The organism is Collimonas pratensis, assembly GCF_001584185.1.
Classification (GTDB): Bacteria; Pseudomonadota; Gammaproteobacteria; order Burkholderiales; family Burkholderiaceae_D; genus Collimonas; species Collimonas pratensis.
Genome location: NZ_CP013234.1, coordinates 3,917,073 through 3,937,190 on the forward strand (window position 1 = coordinate 3,917,073; position 20,118 = coordinate 3,937,190).

Annotated in this window: 14 protein-coding genes and 1 other RNA gene; 7 read left to right on the top strand and 8 right to left on the bottom strand. The window is 60.6% G+C overall.

Annotated elements, in window-relative coordinates:
* Positions 1 to 68: 68 nt before the first annotated feature.
* The gene (gene kdsA / locus CPter91_RS17500; protein WP_061942417.1) at positions 69 to 923 is read right to left on the bottom strand and encodes a 3-deoxy-8-phosphooctulonate synthase; all 855 of its coding nucleotides are present in this window, start codon (positions 921 to 923) and stop codon (positions 69 to 71) included.
* Between the two features lie 123 nt (positions 924 to 1,046).
* Complete coding sequence (locus CPter91_RS17505; RefSeq protein WP_061942419.1) at positions 1,047 to 2,696, bottom strand: CTP synthase; 1,650 nt, start codon at positions 2,694 to 2,696, stop codon at positions 1,047 to 1,049.
* 269 nt (positions 2,697 to 2,965) lie between these two features.
* Between CPter91_RS17505 and CPter91_RS17510 the strand changes: the two genes are divergently transcribed.
* The 6 genes from CPter91_RS17510 to CPter91_RS17535 all read left to right on the top strand — a co-directional run bounded on the left by CPter91_RS17510 (position 2,966) and on the right by CPter91_RS17535 (position 12,615).
* A complete protein-coding gene (locus CPter91_RS17510) occupies positions 2,966 to 4,393 on the top strand; it encodes an MFS transporter (protein ID WP_061942421.1) in 1,428 nt (475 codons plus the stop codon).
* A gap of 187 nt (positions 4,394 to 4,580) precedes the next feature.
* Complete coding sequence (locus CPter91_RS17515) at positions 4,581 to 6,068, top strand: efflux transporter outer membrane subunit (protein ID WP_061942423.1); 1,488 nt, start codon at positions 4,581 to 4,583, stop codon at positions 6,066 to 6,068.
* A 17-nt stretch (positions 6,069 to 6,085) separates the two neighbouring features.
* Positions 6,086 to 7,294, top strand: coding sequence for an efflux RND transporter periplasmic adaptor subunit (locus CPter91_RS17520; protein WP_061942425.1), 1,209 nt, complete (start codon positions 6,086 to 6,088; stop codon positions 7,292 to 7,294).
* Positions 7,291 to 10,440, top strand: coding sequence for an efflux RND transporter permease subunit (locus CPter91_RS17525; protein WP_061942427.1), 3,150 nt, complete (start codon positions 7,291 to 7,293; stop codon positions 10,438 to 10,440). The genes CPter91_RS17520 and CPter91_RS17525 overlap by 4 nt, the downstream gene beginning before the upstream one ends.
* Before the next feature lie 67 nt (positions 10,441 to 10,507).
* Positions 10,508 to 11,221, top strand: coding sequence for a heavy metal response regulator transcription factor (locus CPter91_RS17530; RefSeq protein ID WP_061942429.1), 714 nt, complete (start codon positions 10,508 to 10,510; stop codon positions 11,219 to 11,221).
* Positions 11,218 to 12,615: a heavy metal sensor histidine kinase gene (locus CPter91_RS17535; protein ID WP_061942431.1), complete on the top strand. Its 1,398-nt coding sequence runs from the start codon at positions 11,218 to 11,220 to the stop codon at positions 12,613 to 12,615. Before CPter91_RS17530 ends, CPter91_RS17535 begins: the two co-directional genes overlap by 4 nt.
* Before the next feature lie 110 nt (positions 12,616 to 12,725).
* Here the strand turns inward: CPter91_RS17535 and ffs are convergent.
* Both ffs and ubiD read right to left on the bottom strand, forming a co-directional pair.
* Positions 12,726 to 12,824, bottom strand: an RNA gene (gene ffs, locus CPter91_RS17540) — signal recognition particle sRNA small type.
* Positions 12,825 to 12,935: 111 nt separating this feature from the next.
* Positions 12,936 to 14,420 (bottom strand): 4-hydroxy-3-polyprenylbenzoate decarboxylase, encoded by a 1,485-nt coding sequence (gene ubiD, locus CPter91_RS17545; protein WP_061942433.1) that lies wholly within the window; start codon positions 14,418 to 14,420, stop codon positions 12,936 to 12,938.
* 559 nt (positions 14,421 to 14,979) lie between these two features.
* On the opposite strand from ubiD, the gene CPter91_RS17550 reads away from it, so the two are divergent.
* A complete protein-coding gene (locus CPter91_RS17550) occupies positions 14,980 to 15,951 on the top strand; it encodes a transglycosylase SLT domain-containing protein (protein ID WP_061942435.1) in 972 nt (323 codons plus the stop codon).
* Positions 15,952 to 16,045: 94 nt separating this feature from the next.
* Here the strand turns inward: CPter91_RS17550 and CPter91_RS17555 are convergent, their stop codons facing one another.
* Genes CPter91_RS17555 through CPter91_RS17570 form a run of 4 tightly spaced genes read right to left on the bottom strand, consistent with a single transcriptional unit; the run spans position 16,046 to position 19,705 of the window.
* Positions 16,046 to 16,768 carry an ABC transporter ATP-binding protein gene (locus CPter91_RS17555; RefSeq protein WP_061942437.1) on the bottom strand — a complete coding sequence of 241 codons (723 nt, stop codon included), beginning with the start codon at positions 16,766 to 16,768 and terminating at the stop codon, positions 16,046 to 16,048.
* Positions 16,768 to 17,538, bottom strand: coding sequence for an ABC transporter ATP-binding protein (locus CPter91_RS17560; protein ID WP_061942438.1), 771 nt, complete (start codon positions 17,536 to 17,538; stop codon positions 16,768 to 16,770). The genes CPter91_RS17555 and CPter91_RS17560 overlap by 1 nt, the downstream gene beginning before the upstream one ends.
* 9 nt (positions 17,539 to 17,547) lie before the next feature.
* Positions 17,548 to 18,762 (bottom strand): ABC transporter permease subunit, encoded by a 1,215-nt coding sequence (locus CPter91_RS17565; protein ID WP_061942440.1) that lies wholly within the window; start codon positions 18,760 to 18,762, stop codon positions 17,548 to 17,550.
* Between the two features lie 13 nt (positions 18,763 to 18,775).
* Positions 18,776 to 19,705, bottom strand: coding sequence for a branched-chain amino acid ABC transporter permease (locus CPter91_RS17570; protein WP_061942442.1), 930 nt, complete (start codon positions 19,703 to 19,705; stop codon positions 18,776 to 18,778).
* Positions 19,706 to 20,118 lie beyond the last annotated feature (413 nt).

Below are 20,118 nucleotides of genomic sequence, written 5' to 3' on the forward strand. Positions count from 1 at the left end.
GAACATGCATTTCGAAGAGCGCGCGTACACGGCTGTAGCGTGAAAAATCACATCGCCCTCTCAAGCAATCAACCGAAATTGCTTTCGATAAAGCCATTTTTTTTGACGACCCGGTCCAGGTCTATCATGGTCGACAACAATTCTTTGATGCGTCCCAGCGGCACCGCGTTGGGGCCGTCCGATTTGGCTTCCGCCGGATTCGGATGGGTTTCCATGAATACGCCCGAGACGCCGACGGCGATCGCGGCACGCGCCAGCACCGGCACGAACTCGCGCTGGCCGCCGGAAGTGCTGCCCTGGCCGCCCGGCAATTGCACCGAGTGGGTGGCGTCGAACACTACCGGGCAACCGGTTTCGCGCATGATCGCCAGCGAGCGCATGTCGGACACCAGGTTGTTGTAGCCGAACGAGGCGCCGCGTTCGCAGGCCATGAAATTATCTTCGTCCAGGCCAGCTTCGCGCGCCGCGGCGCGGGCCTTGGCGATGACGTTGATCATGTCGTGCGGCGCCAGGAACTGGCCCTTCTTGATATTCACCGGTTTGCCGGACTGCGCGCAAGCGTTGATGAAATCGGTCTGGCGGCAGAGGAAAGCCGGTGTCTGCAAGACGTCGACCACCGCTGCCACCGGCTTGATTTCATAGATTTCATGAATATCGGTCAGCACCGGCACGCCGATTTGCGCTTTGACTTCCGCCAGGATTTCCAGCCCTTTGTCCATGCCGAGGCCGCGGAACGACGAACCGGATGAGCGGTTCGCCTTGTCGAACGACGATTTGTAGATGAAATTGATGCCCAGCTCGCTGGTGATCTCTTTCAATTTGCCGGCGGTATCGAGCGCCATCTGACGCGATTCGATCACGCAAGGGCCTGCGATCAGGAAAAACGGCTGATCCAGGCCGATGTCAAAGCCACAAAGTTTCATGTTCTTTCCTTACTATGCCTCTAAAGAGAGCCTGTCATCCCCGCGAACGCGGGGATCCATTTTCGTAATTGCAGCCGGTAACTTGGATTCCCGCGTTCGCGGGAATGACAACTTACTCATTTTTTACACTGCAGTGTTCGCTTGCTTGTGCGCCAGCGCAGCCTTGATGAACGAAATAAACAGCGGATGGCCGTCGCGTGGAGTCGACTTGAATTCCGGGTGATACTGGACGCCGACATACCAAGGGTGGGCGTTGTCGCCAGTACGCGGCAATTCCATGATTTCACACAGGTCTTCAGTCGGGGTGCGGGCCGACACTACCAGACCGGCCGCTTCGATGCGCTCCAGGTAATGGTTGTTGGCTTCGTAGCGATGACGATGGCGTTCGGTCACGGTCGGGCCGTAGATTTCCGCAGCCAGGGTGTCCGGCTTGATATCGCAGGTCTGCGCACCCAAGCGCATGGTGCCGCCCAGGTCGGAATTGACGTCGCGCAGCTCTACCTTGCCGTCATGGTTCTGCCATTCGGTGATCAGGGCCACGACCGGCTGGTCGGTCTGGGCATCGAATTCGGTCGAATTGGCGTGCGGCAGGCCGGCCTTGTTGCGGGCATATTCCAGCAGCGCGACTTGCATGCCGAGGCAGATGCCGAGGTAAGGAATCTTGTGCTCGCGGGCAAAACGGGCTGCGGCAATCTTGCCTTCCACGCCGCGCTTGCCGAAACCGCCAGGCACCAGGATCGCATCGTACTTGGCCAGCGGACCGGTGCCGGTTGCTTCGATTTCTTCCGAATCCAGGTATTCGATGTTGACCCGGCTGCCGGTATGGATGCCGGCGTGACGCAGGGCTTCCGTCAGCGATTTGTACGATTCGGTCAGGTCGACGTATTTGCCGACCATGCCGATGGTGACTTCGTAGGTCGGGTTTTCCAGTGCGTGCACCAGTTTGGTCCAGACCGAGAGGTCGGCCGGCTTCGGCGACAGGCCCAGCTTTTCGCAGACGATCGCGTCCAGGCCCTGGTCGTGCAGCATTTGCGGAATCTTGTAGATGGTGTCAGCGTCCCACACCGAAATCACGGCGTCGCCCTGGACATTGGAGAACAGCGAAATCTTGGCGCGTTCATCGTCAGGAATCGGACGGTCGGCACGGCACAACAGTGCATCCGGCGAAATACCGATTTCGCGCAGTTTCTGCACGCTGTGCTGGGTCGGCTTGGTCTTCAGCTCACCGGCCGACACCAGGTAAGGCACCAGGGTCAAGTGAACAAAAGCCGCCGCCTTGCGGCCGGCGCGCAGACTCAGCTGGCGTGCCGCTTCCAGGAATGGCAGGGATTCGATATCGCCGACGGTGCCGCCGATTTCGACCAGCGCGACGTCGAAGCCTTCGGCGCCGCGGTAGATGTAATCCTGGATTTCGTTGGTGATGTGCGGAATGACTTGCACCGTCTTGCCCAGATACTCGCCGCGGCGCTCCTTGCGGATCACCGATTCGTAGATCTGGCCAGTGGTGAAGTTATTCACCTTCTTCATCTTGGCCGTAATGAAGCGCTCATAGTGGCCGAGGTCGAGATCGGTCTCTGCGCCATCGTCGGTCACAAACACTTCGCCGTGCTGGAACGGGCTCATGGTGCCTGGATCGACGTTGATGTACGGATCGAGTTTAAGAAGGGTGACTTTAAGACCGCGTGATTCTAAAATCGCGGCGAGTGAGGCGGCTGCAATCCCTTTACCAAGGGATGAGACAACGCCACCGGTAACAAATACAAACTTAGTCATTACAGAAGGTGCCGAACGGCACATGCGGGAAATTCGAATTATACATCAAACAGCGCCCCCGGCAGCCGCCGGTGCGCGGAAAAATACTGCCTGTTGTGTTTCGCCATCGGCAAGCGGCCGGCGGCCGGGCTGCATGAAATTGCGCTTCATGTAATAATTCCCGGCTTCGGCCCCGGCCTATAGCTCTCTCCCTATTTTCCCCATCTGGACTTGCCTATCTTGCCTCTCCTCCAATCACGTGTTGCGCCGATGCCGCGCGTTCTGCCCTTATGAGCCAGCTGTTCGGCGATATGCCGGAAGACGACGGCCTGCCCGGCGCGGCGCGGCGGGTCGCCATCATCGTCATGATCCTGGGCACCAGCATGACCGTGCTGGACGGCTCCATCGTCAATGTCGCGCTGCCGATGATCGCCCGCAGCCTGAATGTCGATCCGGCCGCCGCAGTCTGGATTGCCAATGCTTACATCCTGGCCGGCGCCATGACCATGGTGGCGTTCGCTTCGATCGGCGAAGTGTTTGGCTTCCGCCGGCTATACATGAGCGGCATCCTGGTGTTCACCCTGGCGTCGCTGGGCTGCGCCCTGGCGCCGTCGCTGGCGGTGCTCAACGGCATGCGCTTCCTGCAGGGCCTGGGCGGCGCTGCCGCCATGAGCATCGGACCGGCCTTGTACCGCAACATTTTCCCGACCCGGCTGCTAGGCACGGCGCTCGGCGTCAATGCACTGGTGGTAGCCTCCTCCACGGCCGCCGGGCCGGCCATCGGCGGCCTGATGCTGTCGGTGCTGAGCTGGCCCTGGCTGTTTGCCGTCAACGTGCCGATCGGGATTGTTACCTTGCTCCTGGCACGGCGCGTACTGCCGCGCGATCCCGGCCGCGGCGGCAAGTTCGACGCCACTGGCGCGCTGCTGTCGGCAGTCGCCCTCGGCACTTTCGTGATGGCGGTGGACGGTTTGTCACGCCACGACAGCTGGAGCAAGGAACTGCTGTTAGGCGGCACAGCATTGATCGCGATCATTCTGTTTATTATCCGACAACGAAAATATTCGGCGCCGCTGCTGCCACTTGATATTTTTGCATCGCCGCGCTTTTCGATGGCCGTCGCCACCTCGCTCTGCTCCTTCGTCGGCCAGGGCATTGCCTTTATTGCATTGCCTTTCCTGTTCCAGGGCGCCTACGGCTTCACGCCACTGCTCTCCGCCGCCCTCTTTACTCCCTGGCCGGTGGCGATCGCCATCACGGCGCCGATTGCCGGCCGCCTGGCCGACCGCTACTCGGCGGCGTTGCTGTCAACTTGCGGCTTGCTGGTGCTGACCACCGGCCTGGCGCTGCTGGCTTGCCTCGGCGAACACGCTTCCATCCCGGATATTTTATGGCGCGCGTTCGTCTGCGGACTCGGCTTCGGCTTCTTCCAAAGCCCCAACAACCGCGAAATGCTGAGCAACGCACCGCGCGCCCGCAGCGGCACCGCCTCCGGCGTACTCGCGATTGCCCGCACCTTCGGCCAGTCGCTGGGCGCAGCGCTGGTTGCCGTGGTGCTGGCCGCTACCAGCATCGCCCAGGCCAGCGCCGATACTGCGCAGCTAGACGCTAGCGCAGTGCATTTGTCGCTCTGGCTTGCTGCAAGTGCAACCTTGCTTGCCACCATCATCAGCGCCTTGCGCATCCGCCACGGGCGGGTGCAAGAAACCTCCGTATAGAGGATTGCCGGCCCCACTCTGTCTGAAACTGACAGAATTGTCATATTAGCGACAGCATCAGGTACCGCAGCAGGATTTAAAGTGTCTTCACACTGCCCGATGCCGCGTGCGGCGCGAAATTCATTTCTCGCCGCAGGCTGCCCGGACGTTTCCATCCGATGTTCCGAACGTCAGCCTAATCAGACTCATGAATTTCTCACCCCCCTCAGGAAATCTCCCCGGCGCCATTCTGGCTGCCGCGGTAGCGCTAGCATTGGCCGGCTGCGCGGTCGGTCCAGACTACGTACGCCCAACCATGGATGTGCCCGCCCACTATAAAGAAAGCGGGCCGTGGAAACAGGCCGAGCCGAAGCAGATCGACAGCAATCACAACTGGTGGGAAGCATATGGCGACGCTACCTTGAATACGCTGATGCAGCAAGCCAACCAGGCTAACCAGAATATCGCCCAGGCGGAAGCCCAGTATCGCCAGGCGCGTGCCGCCGCCGATGCCGCGCGCGCCGGCTTCTGGCCGACCGTCGGCGCCAGCGCCGGCACCGGGCGGGCACGCACCAACACCAATGGCAGCAACCTCGGCAACAGCTATACGGTCGGCCTCCAGGGCAGCTGGGAACCGGACGTCTGGGGCAGCGTTCGGCGCTCGGTCGAAGCCGGCGACGCCGGCACCCAGGCCAGCGCGGCCAACCTGGCGGCAGCGCGCCTCAGTATCCAGGCCACGCTGGCGCAGGACTACCTGCAATTGCGCGTCACCGATCTGCTGAAAGATTTGTACGCGCGCACTACCGCGGCCTATGCCCGCTCGCTCAAGCTGACGCAAAGCCAGTATGCCGTCGGCGTCGCGCTGCGCTCGGATGTGGCGCTGGCGGAAAGCCAATTGAAGACTGCCGAGGCGCAAGCCATCGACCTGCAGGCGCAACGCAGCCAGCTGGAACACGCCATCGCCATCCTGACTGGCCAGGCGCCGGCCGGATTCACGCTGGCGGCAGCACCGGCCGATCCGCAAATGGCGGCCAAGATGCAAGCCAACTTGCCGGCGATCCCGGCCGGGCTGCCGTCGGATTTGCTGGAACGGCGGCCTGACATCGCTAACGCTGAACGCAACGTGGCGGTGGCGAACGCCAATATCGGCGTTGCCAAGGCCGCTTATTTCCCGGCGCTGACGCTGAGCGCCAGTGGCGGCTTCAACAGCGCCAGCCTGGCGCAATGGTTCGATACGCCAAGCCGGGTCTGGTCGCTCGGCGCCGCGCTGGCCGGGACGATTTTCGACGGCGGCCTGCGCCGCGCCCATACCGCGCAGGCGGTGGCCGTGTATGACGCAGCGGTCGCCCAATATAAGCAAACCGTACTGGGCGGCTTCCAGGAAGTCGAAGACAACCTAGCGACGCTGAACGTGCTGGACCAGGAATCGGTGGCCCAAGGCCAGGCCGTGAAAGCCTCGCAACTGGCTGAACAGCTGGCGCTCAGCCAGTACCGCGCCGGTACTGCTACCTACCTGACAGTAGTCACAGCACAGACACTGGCGCTGAGCAACGAACGCACGCTGGTGCAGCTGGTAGGACGCCAGCTGGTCGCCAGCGTGGCGCTGGTCAAGGCGGTCGGCGGCGGCTGGGATGCGTCTCAGCTCAGCCAGCCTGACAACGCCGCGCAAGCAAAGAACAACAATACCGCCAATTAATTTTCCGAGCCGACAACATGACCACACTTTCCAAAACCCGTTCCACGCTGCTGATCACTGCCGCGATACTGGTCCTGATCGGCGCTGCCGGCTGGAGCCTGAGCCACAAGGCTGACGCTGCCGCACCGCCCGCTGCCGCCGCCAATGCCGTCTCGGTGAGCACCACCACCGTGAAGCAGCAGGATATGCCGATGTACCTGACCGGCGTCGGCACCGTCACCTCGAATGCCAGCGTGACGGTCAAGGCGCGCATCGACGGCCAGCTCGACAAGGTCGGCTTCGTCGAAGGACAAGATGTGAAAGCCGGCCAGTTGCTGGCGCAGCTCGACCCGCGCACTTTGCAAGCGCAGCTGGAGCAAGCCATCGCGCAAAAAGCCAAGGACCAGGCGACCCTGGTCAACGCCAGATTGGATCTGCAACGCTACACCACGCTGGTGCAGCAAGACGCCGCCACCCAACAAACGCTGGACACGCAAAAGGCCTTGGTCAACCAGCTGCAAGCCTCGGTGCAATCCGACGACGCGCAGATCAACTACGCCAAGGTGCAGCTCAGCTTTACCAGCATCCTGGCGCCGATCAGCGGCCGCGTCGGCGCCCGCCTGGTCGACCCTGGCAATATTGTCCACGCCGCCGATACCAACGGCCTGGTGGTGATCAATCAGATCGATCCGATCGCGGTGGTGTTCACGCTGCCGGAAGAAAGCTTCCAGAGCATCAACAACGCCCTGCACGGCAGCCAGAAGCCGCTCAGCGTGCAGACCTTTCCGCGCAACAGCGACACCATGCTTTCCCAAGGCAACCTGACGCTGCTCAACAACCAGATCGACACCACCAGCGGCACGGTGCAGCTGAAAGGCATATTCCAGAATCCCTCGCATGTACTGTGGCCGGGACAATACGTCAACGTGCGGCTGGTGCTGGGCGACCGTAAACAGGCGCTGACGGTGCCGGCGGCGGCAGTACAGCGCAGCCAGGACGGCACTTACGCGTATGTCATCAAAGCCGATGGCACGGCGCAGATCCAGACCATCCAGGTCGCCAATATCCAGGACGGCATCGCCGTCATCGACAAGGGTCTGAGTGCGGGACAACGGGTAGTGGTCGACGGCCAGTACAAACTCAAGCCAGGCATCAAGGTAGTTGAGGATACGTCTGCAGCCGGCAACGCAGCAGTCAATGCTTCCAGTGCAGCCGCCAAGACAAGCGCCCCGGGAGCAGGCAAGTGAGCATTTCCGCCAATTTCATCAAACGCCCTATCGGCACTACCCTGCTCGCCATCGCGATTTTCCTAGTGGGCGCCGCGGTGTGGCCCTTGCTGCCGGTGGCGCCGCTGCCGCAAGTCGATTTCCCAACCATCCAGGTATCCGCCAACCTGCCGGGCGGCAGTCCGGAAACCATGGCGTCGAGCGTAGCGCAGCCGCTGGAGCGGCAGTTCTCGCTGATTGCCGGCTTGTCGCAAATGACCTCCAGCAGCTCGCTCGGCTCCACACAGATCACGCTGCAGTTTGACCTCAACCGCAACATCGATGCCGCCGCGCTCGATGTCCAGGCAGCGATTACCGCCGCCAGCGGCCAGTTGCCAGCCAACCTGCCGAGTCCGCCGACGTTCCGCAAGGTCAACCCGGCCGATTCGCCGATCCTGGTGATCGCGGTGCAATCGGATGCCTTGCCGCTGATCCGGGTGAATGATTTTGCCGACAACATCCTGGCGCAGCAGATCTCGCAGATTCCCGGCGTTGGCCTGGTGAATATCGGCGGCGTGCAGAAGCCGTCGGTGCGGATCCAGGTCGATCCGACCAAGCTGACGGCGCTAGGCATGAACCTGGAAGATATCCGGGGCGTGATCGCCAACACCACCGTCAATCAGCCAAAAGGCACGGTCGACGGCGTCAAGCAAAGCTTCACCGTGTATACCAATGACCAGCTGCTGAGCGCAGAACCATGGAACGACATGGTGCTGGCCTACAAGAACGGTGCGCCGATCCGCGTGCGCGACATCGGCGTCGCCGTCGATGCCGCGGAAAATGTCAAGGTCGCCGGCTGGGCCTACGCCGGCGCCGCGGCGCCGGCCGGCAACACCATCATCAACGGCCGTTCGATCGTGCTGGCAGTGACCAAGCAGCCGGGCGCCAACGTCATCGAAACCGTGGACCGCATCAAGGCCGCCATGCCGCGCCTGCAGGCTGCAATCCCGCCGACCGTGCATATCAACACCCTGATCGACCGCACCCAGACCATCCGCGCTTCAGTGGCCGACGTCGAATTCACGCTGGTGCTGACCATCGCCCTGGTGGTGCTGGTGATCTTCCTGTTCCTGCGCAACGTGCCGGCCACCCTGATCCCTAGCGTGACGGTGCCGCTGGCGCTGCTCGGCACCGCCGGCGTCATGTATCTGCTCGGCTTCAGCCTGGACAACCTGTCGCTCATGGCCCTTACCATCGCGGTCGGCTTCGTGGTCGACGACGCCATCGTCATGCTGGAAAACATCTACCGCTACGTGGAAGAAGGCATGACGCCGATGGAAGCGGCCTACAAGGGCGCCGGCGAAATCGGCTTCACCATCATTTCGATCTCGGTGTCGCTGGTGGCCGTGTTCATCCCGCTGCTGCTGATGGGCGGCATCGTCGGCCGCCTGTTCCGTGAATTTGCGATTACCGTGACGCTGACGATTGCGGTCTCGGTGGTGATTTCGCTGACGCTGACGCCGATGCTCTGCTCGCGCTTCCTGAAACCGCATTCGGCCGAATCGCATGGCCGCATGTACCAGATGTTCGAGCGCGGTTTCGACGCCATGCTGAACGGCTACAAGCGCGGCTTGAACGTGGTATTGCGGCATCAGTTCATTACCTTGATGGTATTCTTCGCCACCATGGCGGCCACCGTGGTGCTGTTCATCGTGATTCCAAAAGGCTTCTTCCCGCAGCAGGACACCGGTTTCGTCTACGGCTTTGCCGAATCGGCGCAAGACTCGTCGTTCACTGCGATGAACAAGCACATGCTGGCGCTGGCCGACATCGTGCGCAAGGATCCGGATGTCACCGGCTTCGGCATGAGCGGCGGCCAGAACACCTTCAATACAGGCAATTTCTTCATCAGCCTGAAACCGAAAGACGAAGGACGCACCGCCAGCGCCGACGAAGTGATCACCCGCCTACGGCCGCAGCTGGCCAAGGTGCAGGGCGTTAACCTGTTCCTCCAGGCGGGCCAGGATATCAACGTCGGCGGCCGTCTCTCGCGTACCCAGTATCAGTACACCTTGACCGATTCCAACCTGGATGAGCTGAACGTCTGGGCGCCGAAACTGATGACCCGCTTCCGCCAGCTGCCGCAACTGACCGACGTTGCCTCCGACCAGCAGAATGCCGCGGCATCCGCCAGCCTGACCATCGACCGTGCGCGCGCTTCCAGTTTCGGCATCACGCCGGCGCTGATCGACGCCACGATCTACGATGCCATCGGCCAGCGCCAGGTAGCCCAGTACTTCACGCAGATCAACAGCTACCACGTGATCCTGGAAGTGACGCCCAAGCTGCAGCAGAACCCCGACCTGTTCAGCAAGCTTTATCTGACCTCCCCCGTGACCGGCCAGCAAGTGCCGCTGTCGACCTTCGTCACCATCGATACCAACAAGACTTCCTATTTGTCGATCAGCCATCAGGGCCAGTTCCCGGCGGTGACGATTTCCTTCAACCTGGCGCCTGGCGTGGCGCTGGGCGAAGCAGTCGACGCCATCAACAAGGCGCAGACCCAGATGGGTATCCCGCCGACCCTGACCGGCGCCTTCCAGGGCACGGCCAAGGCCTTCGGCGACTCGCTGTCGTCGCAGCCTTACCTGATCGCCGCCGCTCTGGTTGCGGTGTATATCGTGCTCGGCCTGCTGTATGAAAGCTACATTCATCCGCTGACGATCTTGTCGACCCTGCCTTCGGCCGGGGTCGGCGCCCTGCTGATCCTGATGATGGGCGGCTATGACCTGAGCGTGATTGCGTTGATCGGCATCATCCTGCTGATCGGCATCGTCAAGAAAAACGGCATCATGATGATCGACTTTGCCCTGACGGCCGAGCGACAGCACGGCATGAAACCGGAAGAAGCAATCTACCAGGCTTGTCTGTTGCGCTTCCGGCCGATCATGATGACTACCATGTGCGCGCTCCTGAGCGGCTTGCCGCTGATGCTGGGGCATGGCGCCGGTTCGGAACTGCGCCGTCCGCTGGGTTACGCCATGGTCGGCGGCCTGATCCTGTCGCAAGCGCTGACCCTGTTCACCACGCCGGTAGTCTACCTGTACCTGGACCGCGCCCACTATTGGTATGAGCGCCGCAAGGAGGCGCGGCAGGCGCGCAAGGCGGCGCGTAAGGCCGCGGCGTGATAGATTCAAAGTATTGTAGGGTGGGCACATCGTGCCCACCCTACGCTAGCCAGGAGACAAGCCATACATGAAAATCCTGATCGTCGAAGATGAACTGAAGACCGCCGACTATCTATGCAAGGGACTGACCGAGCAGGGCTGTGCGGTGGATGTCGCCCATGACGGCATTGACGGCCAGCACATGGCCTTGCAGTACGATTACGATGTGATCGTGCTGGACGTCATGCTGCCCGGCGTCGATGGCTTTTCAGTCTTGCATGCACTGCGCGAAATCAAGCAGACCCCGGTCATCATGCTGACCGCGCGCGACCGCGTGGAAGACCGTATCAAAGGTTTGCAGGGCGGCGCTGACGATTACCTGGTCAAGCCGTTTTCATTCCTCGAACTGCTGGCGCGGCTGCAGGCGCTGACCCGGCGCGGCCGAGCGCTGGAGCCGGCGCAACTGCGCATCGCCGATTTGCAAATCGACCTGATCAGCCGCAAAGCCTACCGCGCCAATGTCCGCATCGATCTCACCGCCAAGGAGTTTTCCCTGCTGGCCGTGCTGGCGCGGCGGCAAGGCGAAATCCTGTCGAAGACGGCGATCGCCGAACTGGTGTGGGACATGAATTTCGACAGCAACACGAATGTGGTCGAAGTCGCCATCAAGCGTTTGCGCGCCAAGATCGACGCGCCGTTCAGCCTCAAGCTGCTGCATACCATACGCGGCATGGGCTATGTGCTGGAACCGCGCGAGCCGCGCGAAGCGCACGAAGCGCAGCATCATGAAAGCAGCGAATGAGGCGTTCCATCAAAGTGCGCCTGGTGGCGATGTTTGCGCTGGCCGCCCTGCTGATTTTCTCCCTCATCGGCAGCGCCCTGTACGGCGTGCTGCAGCGCGAACTGGCGCGCCATCAGCACGATGAACTGAACACCCGTTTTCTCGATACCCAGTACATGATCCAGCATAACGGCGACCCCGCCCGCTGGCCGCGGGTGCAGGCCAAGCTGGATACGCTGACGCCGGCCGACGGCAGTTTCCGCTACTGGGTGCTGAGCGACGACCCGCGTTTCCAGTATGGCAAAGACCTGGCCGATATCGAAAGAATCGATCGCAATCCGAACGGCATGGGCAACCTGACCTTGCGCGGCCGCGAATACCCGCTGCACACCCTGACCAAGGCGCTGCCGGCATTCGAGCAACGGCCCGCGGTCAGGCTGATCGTGGCAGTCGACGCGGCGCCTTACATGCATACCCTGCATGCGTTCATGAGTGCGCTGGTCGGCCTGTCGCTGCTGGGCGTGATGCTGGTGATGCTGCTCGGCTACTGGATTGCGCTGGTGGGGCTGCGGCCTTTGAAGCAGCTGTCCAGCGCGGCGCAGTCGCTGGGACCTAGGACGCTGTCGCAGCGCTTGCAGATTGCGCCGCTGCCGGGCGAACTTTCGGACTTGACCGATGCCTTCAACGGCGTGCTGGAGCGCATGGAAGGCGCCTACAACCAGCTGGAAGCATTCAATGCCGATGTCGCCCACGAATTGCGCACGCCGCTCGCCAACCTGATCGGCGAGACCCAGGTAGCCTTGTCGCGCCAGCGTACCGCGCCGCAATTCGAAGAAGTGCTGCAATCCAACCTGGAAGAACTCGAGCGGCTGCGTTCCATCATCAACGACATGCTGTTCCTGGCGCGCGCCGACCAGGGCGAAGCCGCCACCAGCCTGGTGCGCACCTCGATCGCGCAGGAAATCAACAAGACCGTGGAGTTCTTTGAATTCGTACTGGACGAGTCGAAAATGACGGTTAAAGTGGCTGGCGACATCAGCGCCGAAGCGTCGATCGAAACGTCGCTGTTCAAACGCGCCATGAGCAATCTGCTGCATAACGCGATCCAGCATTCGATTCCCGGAGCGGCGATTGTGGTCACCATCACGCAGCAGCCGGAAGCGATCGGGATCGCTGTCTCCAACCCCGGCAAGCCGATCGCCGAAAACCATTTGCCGCGCCTGTTCGACCGCTTCTATCGGGTCGACCCTGCCCGCAACGATAAAGACCCGAGCCAGCTGCATGGCCACGGCCTGGGGCTGGCAATCGTCAAGGCAATCGCCAAGATGCACGGCGGCGGAGTGTTTGCCGACAGCGTGGCAGGCGTGACCACTATCGGCTTCAGCATTCCCGCCACGGCTGCCGCAGCGCAGTGAAACAGCTTGCCTGAGCGATAACGGTTGCCGGCCATAAACTGGCAATCAGGCAATGGATAAGACGTGAGGAGGAGTTGCGGGGAAAAACCGTGCGGAATACTACTGAGGATAGAGGCGAGCCTTGTCTGCGGCACTTGCAGGAAATGGCTGTGGCTGCTTCGTTCCCGACCTGACCAGGTTGACCACGCCACAATGCGCAGGGGCCCGCCGGGGTGAATTGTACCGCATTGCGTCATTGCTGGCAGCGCTTTTTACAGCTTTTTGGCAGGCGCTGCCATTTTCCACGCTATTTATATACAACGTTTCCGGTCAATCAGGATTTAGAGGCCCAGCTCCTGCCAGATCTGGTCGACCCGCGTCTTCACCTCGTCAGTCATGCTGATGGTGCGGCCCCACTCGCGGCTGGTTTCACCCGGCCATTTATTGGTGGCGTCTATCCCCATCTTGCTGCCGAGGCCGCTTACCGGCGAAGCGAAGTCGAGATAGTCGATCGGCGTGTTATCCACGATGGTGGTGTCGCGGATAGGATCGACGCGGGTGGTAATGGCCCAGATCACTTCATTCCAGTCGCGGATATTGACGTCCTCGTCGACCACCACGATGAACTTGGTATACATGAACTGGCGCAAAAAGCTCCAGACACCGAACATCACCCGCTTGGCATGGCCGGCGTAGGCCTTTTTCATTTGCACCACCGCCATCCGATAGCTGCAGCCTTCCGGCGGCAGATAAAAATCGGTGATTTCCGAAAACTGCTTTTGCAGCAAGGGAATGAACACTTCGTTCAGCGCCACGCCGAGCACTGCCGGCTCATCCGGCGGCTTGCCTGTATACGTAGAGTGATAGATGGGCGACTTGCGCATCGTGATGCGGTCGATCGTGAAAACCGGGAACCAGTCCTGCTCATTATAGTAGCCGGTGTGGTCGCCGTAAGGCCCCTCCAGCGCCATCTCGTATCCGGACGGATGCGAGGGGTCTGGATTGATATGCCCTTCCAGCACGATCTCGGCCGAAGCCGGCACCCGCAGCTCACTGCCGATGGCCTTGACCAGCTCGGTACGGCTGCCGCGCAGCAGGCCGGCGAACTGGTATTCGGACAGGCTGTCCGGCACCGGCGTCACTGCACCTAATATAGTAGCGGGATCGGCGCCCAGCGCTACCGCTACCGGATACGGCTTGCCGCCGGTGGCGATCGCGTGCTCGCGGAAATCCAGCGCGCCGCCGCGATGCGCCAGCCAGCGCATGATGACTTTGTTGCGGCCCAGTACCTGCTGGCGGTAGATGCCAAGGTTTTGGCGCTTCTTGTGCGGCCCTTTGGTGATCACCAGGCCCCAGGTGATCAGCGGTGCGACGTCGCCCGGCCAGCAGTGCTGGATCGGCAGTTTCGCCAGGTCGACGTCGTTGCCTTCCCAGACGATGTCCTGGCACGGCGCCGAGCGCTGCTCCTTGGGCGCCATGTCCCACAGCGATTTCACCAGCGTGCCGAGGCCGAGGATATCTTTAAAACCCTTGGGCGGCTCCGGTTCTTTCAAGCTCGCCAGCACGTGGCCGATGCGCCGCAATTCGCTGACGTCGTCTGCCCCCATGCCAAGCGCCACGCGGCGCGGCGTGCCGAATAAATTACCTAGCACAGGTATCGAATGCTCTGTCGGATTTTCAAAAAGCAGCGCCGGACCACCGGCGCGCAAAGTGCGATCGCAGATCTCCGTCATCTCCAAATAAGGTGAAATCGGCGTCGAAATCCGTTTTAGCTCGCCAATTTGTTCCAATTTGATAATAAAATCACGCAAATCTGAGTATTTCATGGATTCTTACAATCTTTATGAATGTTATTTAAACAATTAAGGCTTTCCCGCGAAGTGCTTGATTTTATTGGCTCGCAGCGGTAAACCGAGATATTCTTTATACATAAAAGTTATGTATTTTATTTTTTATAGTATTGACTTGATATAAACCGCCCCCTACAATGCGCCCAGCTTGAAGAAGCCGCAACGCCCGAAAAGCGTTTTCAGGACGGCTCTCAATACTCACGGGATCGGGGTCCCATATGACATTTTAAGGAGTGTTTTCAAAAGGCGTCAGCCTTCTCCCCCGAACAAGTTGTTTGCCTGTAGCCGGCACGCTCTACTGCGGCCGATCGATCCAAAGCTACTTAAGTGCAGACAACAACGACGTAACGGCACACCGCAACCAGATGCGATGCCTTGCGATATTGATTACGGTGCACGCAGCATTCGGTAGATTCGCTCCAGCTTTAACCAGGAGCCTGCATGCGCCGCGACGATTCAGGAGGTTCAATTGTTAGCAAGATCTACCAGAGCACTACCCGGTTGGGCGACGCTCGACCAAGCAAAGAAATTCGGCATGCAATCTGTCAACGGCGTGTTTTACGCGCGCCACACCGTCGGCGGCATCATCGCCACCACACGCATCACCGTACTGTTCAGCGCCATGCTGGCCATCATCGGCTTCACCACCATGCTGGTGAAACCCGATCTGGCCCTCAAGCTGCAAAGCCTGCCGCTGTTCGCCAGCAGCGCGCCGCAGCCGGCAACAGCGCCAGCGGCCGCACCCGTGACAGTGCAGGCAGCCGTTCCGGCGGCCGGCAAGAATATCGCCAGCCTGACCGTGCCGGCGCCAAACGCCAACATGAATCACCTGTTGCACATGGATGGCCTGGCCAGCCGTGCCGCCAAACCGCTGGATAGCGCACGCCAGCAGCAATGGGTCACCAGCTGGCTATCCAAGCGCTATCGCGTGGCCGGCGACGCTACCAACATGTTCGTGACCACTGCCTACAAGACCGCCCGCGAAACCAAGCTGGATCCGCTCTTGATTCTGGCCGTGATGGCGATCGAGTCCGGCCTGAATCCGTTTGCCGAAAGTCCGGTTGGCGCACAAGGCCTGATGCAGGTCATGTCGAAAGTGCATGAAGACAAGTTTGAAAGCATGGGCGGCATCAAGGCTGCATTGAATCCGACTGCCAACATCAAGGTCGGCTCCATGATCCTGAAGGACTATGTGACCCAGGGTGGTTCGGTCGAAGCCGGCCTGAAGCGCTATGTCGGCGCCGCCGCTTTCGCCAATGATGGCGGCTATGGCTACAAGGTTCTGGCTGAATATCGCCGCCTGCAAGACGTCGCTACCGGCAAGAACGTGCCTTCGGGCGGCTCGACCGCGCCAATCGCAACGCCGAAAGCGCGTCCGATCCAGGCCGTGGCGCCTGCCGACGCAGCCAGCCCGACGCCGGCGGAAGCCGCAGTCAACGTGCCGGATGCCATCGAGCACCGTATCCAGCAGTCGGAAAATCAGCTGAACCCGCTGCCGCTGACCTGAGCGTACAAACCGTAGCAACAAAAAAAAGAGCCAATGGCTCTTTTTTTTTGTTCCTGCCGGAGGGGTCGGGATCTTGCGATCCCGACCCCTGCCATCATTCACCCAAATAGGCTGCTTTCACCTTAGGATCGTCCAGCATGTCCTTGGCGTTGCCGCTCATGGTCACCAGGCCGGAATCCATCACATAGGCGCGGTGCGCTGCTTCCAGCGCCAGTTTGGCGTTCTGCTCGACCAGCAGGATGGTGATCCCTTGCGCAGAAACGTTGCGGATCACCTCAAAGATCTTTTCCACCATGATCGGCGACAAGCCCATCGACGGCTCATCCAGCAGCAACAGTTTGGGGTGGCTCATCAGGGCCCGCGCCATGGCTAGCATCTGCTGCTCGCCGCCGGACAAGGTGCCGGCCATCTGCGCGGCACGCTCTTTCAGCCGCGGGAAGACGGTAAACCACTTTTCGATGTCGGCTGCGACGCCAGCCTTGTCGTCACGCGTATAGGCGCCCATCAGCAGGTTTTCCTGGATGCTCATGCGGGTGAACACGCCACGGCCTTCTGGCACCATGGCCAGCTTTTGCTTGACCAGGCTGAACGAAGTCATGCCCTTGGTGTGTTCGCCCAGGTAGTGCATCTCGCCTTCGACTTTACATTGCGGCAAAGTCCCGGTGATGGCTTTCAGGGTGGTGGTCTTGCCGGCGCCATTGGCGCCGATCAGCGTCACCAGCTCGCCATCGTTGACTTCCAGGCTGATGCCCTTGACTGCCTGGATGCCGCCGTAAGCGACCTTCAGGTTATCGACTTTGAGGATATTGGTTGCCATCAGTGACCACCTCCCAGGTAAGCTTCGATCACGGCCGGGTTCTTCTGGATTTCGGCCGGCAATCCTTCGGCAATCGGCTTGCCGTAGTCCAGCACCGTCAGGCGGTCGCACAAGCCCATCATCAGCTTGACATCATGTTCAATCAGCAAAATGGTCTTTCCTTCATTCTTGATTTTCACCAGCAGCTCGCGCAGCGCCAGTTTTTCGGTGGCGTTCATGCCGGCGGCGGGCTCGTCCAGCGCCAGCAGCTGCGGCTCGGTCGCCAGCGCACGGGCAATTTCCAGGCGGCGTTGATCGCCATAGGATAAATGGCGGGCGGTACGCTCGCCAAAACGGCCGATGCCGACGAAATCCAGCAGTTCCTGCGAACGCTTGCGGATCGCCAGTTCTTCCGTGCGCGCCGCCTTGTGGCGGAACACGGCGCCGAACACGCCCTGGTGGGTACGCACATGGCAACCCACCATGACATTTTCCAGCACGGTCATCTCGCCGAACAGGCGGATGTTCTGGAAGGTGCGGGCGATGCCGGCCTTGGCCACTTCATGCGGCGCCGACGGCGAATAAGGCTTGCCGGCCAGCTCGAAGGAACCGGTATCGGCCTGGTACAGGCCGGTAATGACGTTGAAGAAAGTCGTCTTGCCGGCGCCGTTAGGGCCGATCAGGCCATAAATCTGGCCCTTGAGGATCTTGACGTTGACTTCCGACAAAGCCTGCAAACCGCCAAACCGCTTGTTGACGCCGGAGATATTTAAAATTGTTGGTGCGCTCATGTGATCTCCTTAAGCCTCTACCACGCCGCTTGCCCGCGCGGGTTTGTCGACATCGGCATCGGGCCGGTCCTCGTGCTTGGGTGCAGGCCACAAGCCGGCTGGGCGGGTCAGCATGATGACCACCATCGCCAGGCCGTACAGCAGCTGGCGCAAGACTTCGGCGTCGATCAGCACTTTGCCGAACATCGCCATCTGCATCGGTTCCACCGTATGGCGCAAGACTTCCGGCAAGGCCGCCAGCAGGATGCCGCCCAGGACGACGCCCGGAATATGGCCCATGCCGCCCAGCACCACCATCGCCAGCACCGCGATCGATTCCGTCAGCGAGAACGATTCCGGCGAGACGAAACCCTGGAACGACGCAAACATGGCGCCGGCCACGCCGCCGAACGAAGCGCCCATGGAGAACGCCAGCAGTTTCATGTTGCGGGTATTGATGCCCATCGCCTTGGCGGCGATTTCATCTTCGCGTATCGCCACCCAGGCACGGCCCAGGCGCGAATTCTGCAAGCGGATCGAGATGAAGATGATGGCGATGCACAGCACCAGGAACAGGAAGTAGTAGGCATTCACCGAAGGCATGCCGAAGCCGCCGAAGTAGACGGTCGCATTGGAACCGCGCTCGCCGGCCAGCGAAACGCCGAAGATGCGGATCGGATCGATCAGGTTGATCCCTTGCGGGCCGTTGGTGATGTTCACCGGCGCGTTCAGGTTGTTCATGAAAATCCGGATGATTTCACCGAAACCCAGGGTCACGATGGCCAGGTAGTCGCCGCGCAGCTTCAGGGTCGGGGCGCCGAGAATGGCGCCGAACATGCCCGCCAGCGCCGCGCCCAGCGGCACGATCACCCACAGCGACAGGTGGATGCCGTTCTGGACAATCTCAGGACCGCAGATCATCACCAGGAAATTGCCGATGGCGGGATAGGTATTGACGAAAGATTCCAGCACCGAAGCAAATTGCGGCGATGCCAGCAAGCCCGTCATGTAGGCGCCAATGGCGTAGAAGGCGATGTAGCCGAGGTCGAGCAGGCCGGCGAAGCCGACCACGATGTTCAGGCCCAGCGCCAGCATGATGTAGAGCAGCGCGAAGTCCATGATGCGGACCCAGGAATTGCCGAAGTTGGCGGCAATGAACGGGAAGATCATGAACATGATCGCCAGGGCGACCAGGCTGGTGTAAGCCTTGGTCGGGTTCTTTTTGGTGTCGAAGAAGTTAGCCATAGGTCCTCCCCGATCAGGCGCGGTCAGCCACACGTTCGCCCATGATGCCGGACGGACGCAAGGTCAAGACGATGATCAGGACGATGAAGGCAAAGATGTCCTGATAGTTACTGCCGAAGAAGTTGCCGGTCAGGTCGCCGATATAGCCGGCCCCCAGGCTTTCGATCAGGCCCAGCAGGATACCGCCCAGCATGGCGCCGTAAATGTTGCCGATACCGCCCAGCACCGCCGCCGAGAACGCTTTCAAGCCAGGCACGAAGCCCATGGCGAACTGCGCGGACGAGTAGTTGGCGCCCCACATCACGCCGGCCACGGCCGCCAGTGCGGCGCCGATGGCGAAGGTCATGACGATGACGCGATTGGAATCGACACCCATCAGGCCGGCGACCCGCGGATTTTCCGCGGTGGCGCGCATGGCACGGCCCATCTTGGTTTTTTCAACCAGCATCACCAGGCCGAACATCGACGCGGCAGCCAGCACCAGCAGCATGATCTGCGTAGGCGAAATCAATGCGCCGAAGATATGCACAGGATCGGACGGCATGACTTGCGGCACCGGCAGCGGGCTGCGGCCCCAGATCATCATGGCGAACGTCTGCAGCAGGATGGAAACGCCGATCGCCGTGATCAGCGGCGCCAGGCGCGGCGCATTGCGCAGCGGCCGGTAGGCGACCCGCTCGATGATCAGGCTGACGATGACGCAGACCGGAATCGCGCCGATGATGGCGATCGCCAGCTGGACGATGCCAGGCAGGCCGGGAGCGAAATGCTGGAGCAGCTTGAGGATGGACAAGCCGACCATCGCGCCTATCATCAGGATATCGCCGTGGGCGAAGTTAATCAGGTTCAGCACGCCGTATACCATCGTGTAACCGAGGGCAATCAACGCATACATGCTTCCCAGCACCAAGCCGTTGATAACTTGTTGGATAAAGATATCCATAATTTCCTTTGTGTGTTTCGGTTCAAATCGGTCAGAACACTATTGCGACCATCAGAGGCTGCACAGCAAAAATCATTCCCGATACAAAAACGGCACCCTGGACGAATCCTGGTGCCGTGGGGATGCGCCCTTCCGCCTAGCTGGAAAGGTAATCTGGCATTGCGTGAATAGCCGGAATAAGAAGGATGAACGGGGTACACATTTTGTTTGTCTCCTATTACGTCTTTATGTAAGAGCGTTTTTATCTTAAAGCGCCTTGTCTCGATGGACAAATGCACCATGACCGTGCAGATTATAGCTAACGTTGAGCGATAATCAACTCCGACGGCACCACAATATTACCTTGCTGAAGGCGGTTCAGCACAGGCTTTTACAATCAAACTGCAGCGCCGCAATGATAGCGAGGAAAACAA

Bases quoted from the DNA above. Each gene is read 5' to 3' on its own strand.
- kdsA (WP_061942417.1), bottom strand. From the start codon at position 923: ATGAAACTTTGTGGCTTTGACATCGGCCTGGATCAGCCGTTTTTCCTG.
- CPter91_RS17505 (WP_061942419.1), bottom strand. From the start codon at position 2,696: ATGACTAAGTTTGTATTTGTTACCGGTGGCGTTGTCTCATCCCTTGGT.
- CPter91_RS17510 (WP_061942421.1), top strand. From the start codon at position 2,966: ATGAGCCAGCTGTTCGGCGATATGCCGGAAGACGACGGCCTGCCCGGC.
- CPter91_RS17515 (WP_061942423.1), top strand. From the start codon at position 4,581: ATGAATTTCTCACCCCCCTCAGGAAATCTCCCCGGCGCCATTCTGGCT.
- CPter91_RS17520 (WP_061942425.1), top strand. From the start codon at position 6,086: ATGACCACACTTTCCAAAACCCGTTCCACGCTGCTGATCACTGCCGCG.
- CPter91_RS17530 (WP_061942429.1), top strand. From the start codon at position 10,508: ATGAAAATCCTGATCGTCGAAGATGAACTGAAGACCGCCGACTATCTA.
- CPter91_RS17535 (WP_061942431.1), top strand. From the start codon at position 11,218: ATGAGGCGTTCCATCAAAGTGCGCCTGGTGGCGATGTTTGCGCTGGCC.
- ubiD (WP_061942433.1), bottom strand. From the start codon at position 14,420: ATGAAATACTCAGATTTGCGTGATTTTATTATCAAATTGGAACAAATT.
- CPter91_RS17550 (WP_061942435.1), top strand. From the start codon at position 14,980: ATGCAATCTGTCAACGGCGTGTTTTACGCGCGCCACACCGTCGGCGGC.
- CPter91_RS17555 (WP_061942437.1), bottom strand. From the start codon at position 16,768: ATGGCAACCAATATCCTCAAAGTCGATAACCTGAAGGTCGCTTACGGC.
- CPter91_RS17560 (WP_061942438.1), bottom strand. From the start codon at position 17,538: ATGAGCGCACCAACAATTTTAAATATCTCCGGCGTCAACAAGCGGTTT.
- CPter91_RS17565 (WP_061942440.1), bottom strand. From the start codon at position 18,762: ATGGCTAACTTCTTCGACACCAAAAAGAACCCGACCAAGGCTTACACC.
- CPter91_RS17570 (WP_061942442.1), bottom strand. From the start codon at position 19,705: ATGGATATCTTTATCCAACAAGTTATCAACGGCTTGGTGCTGGGAAGC.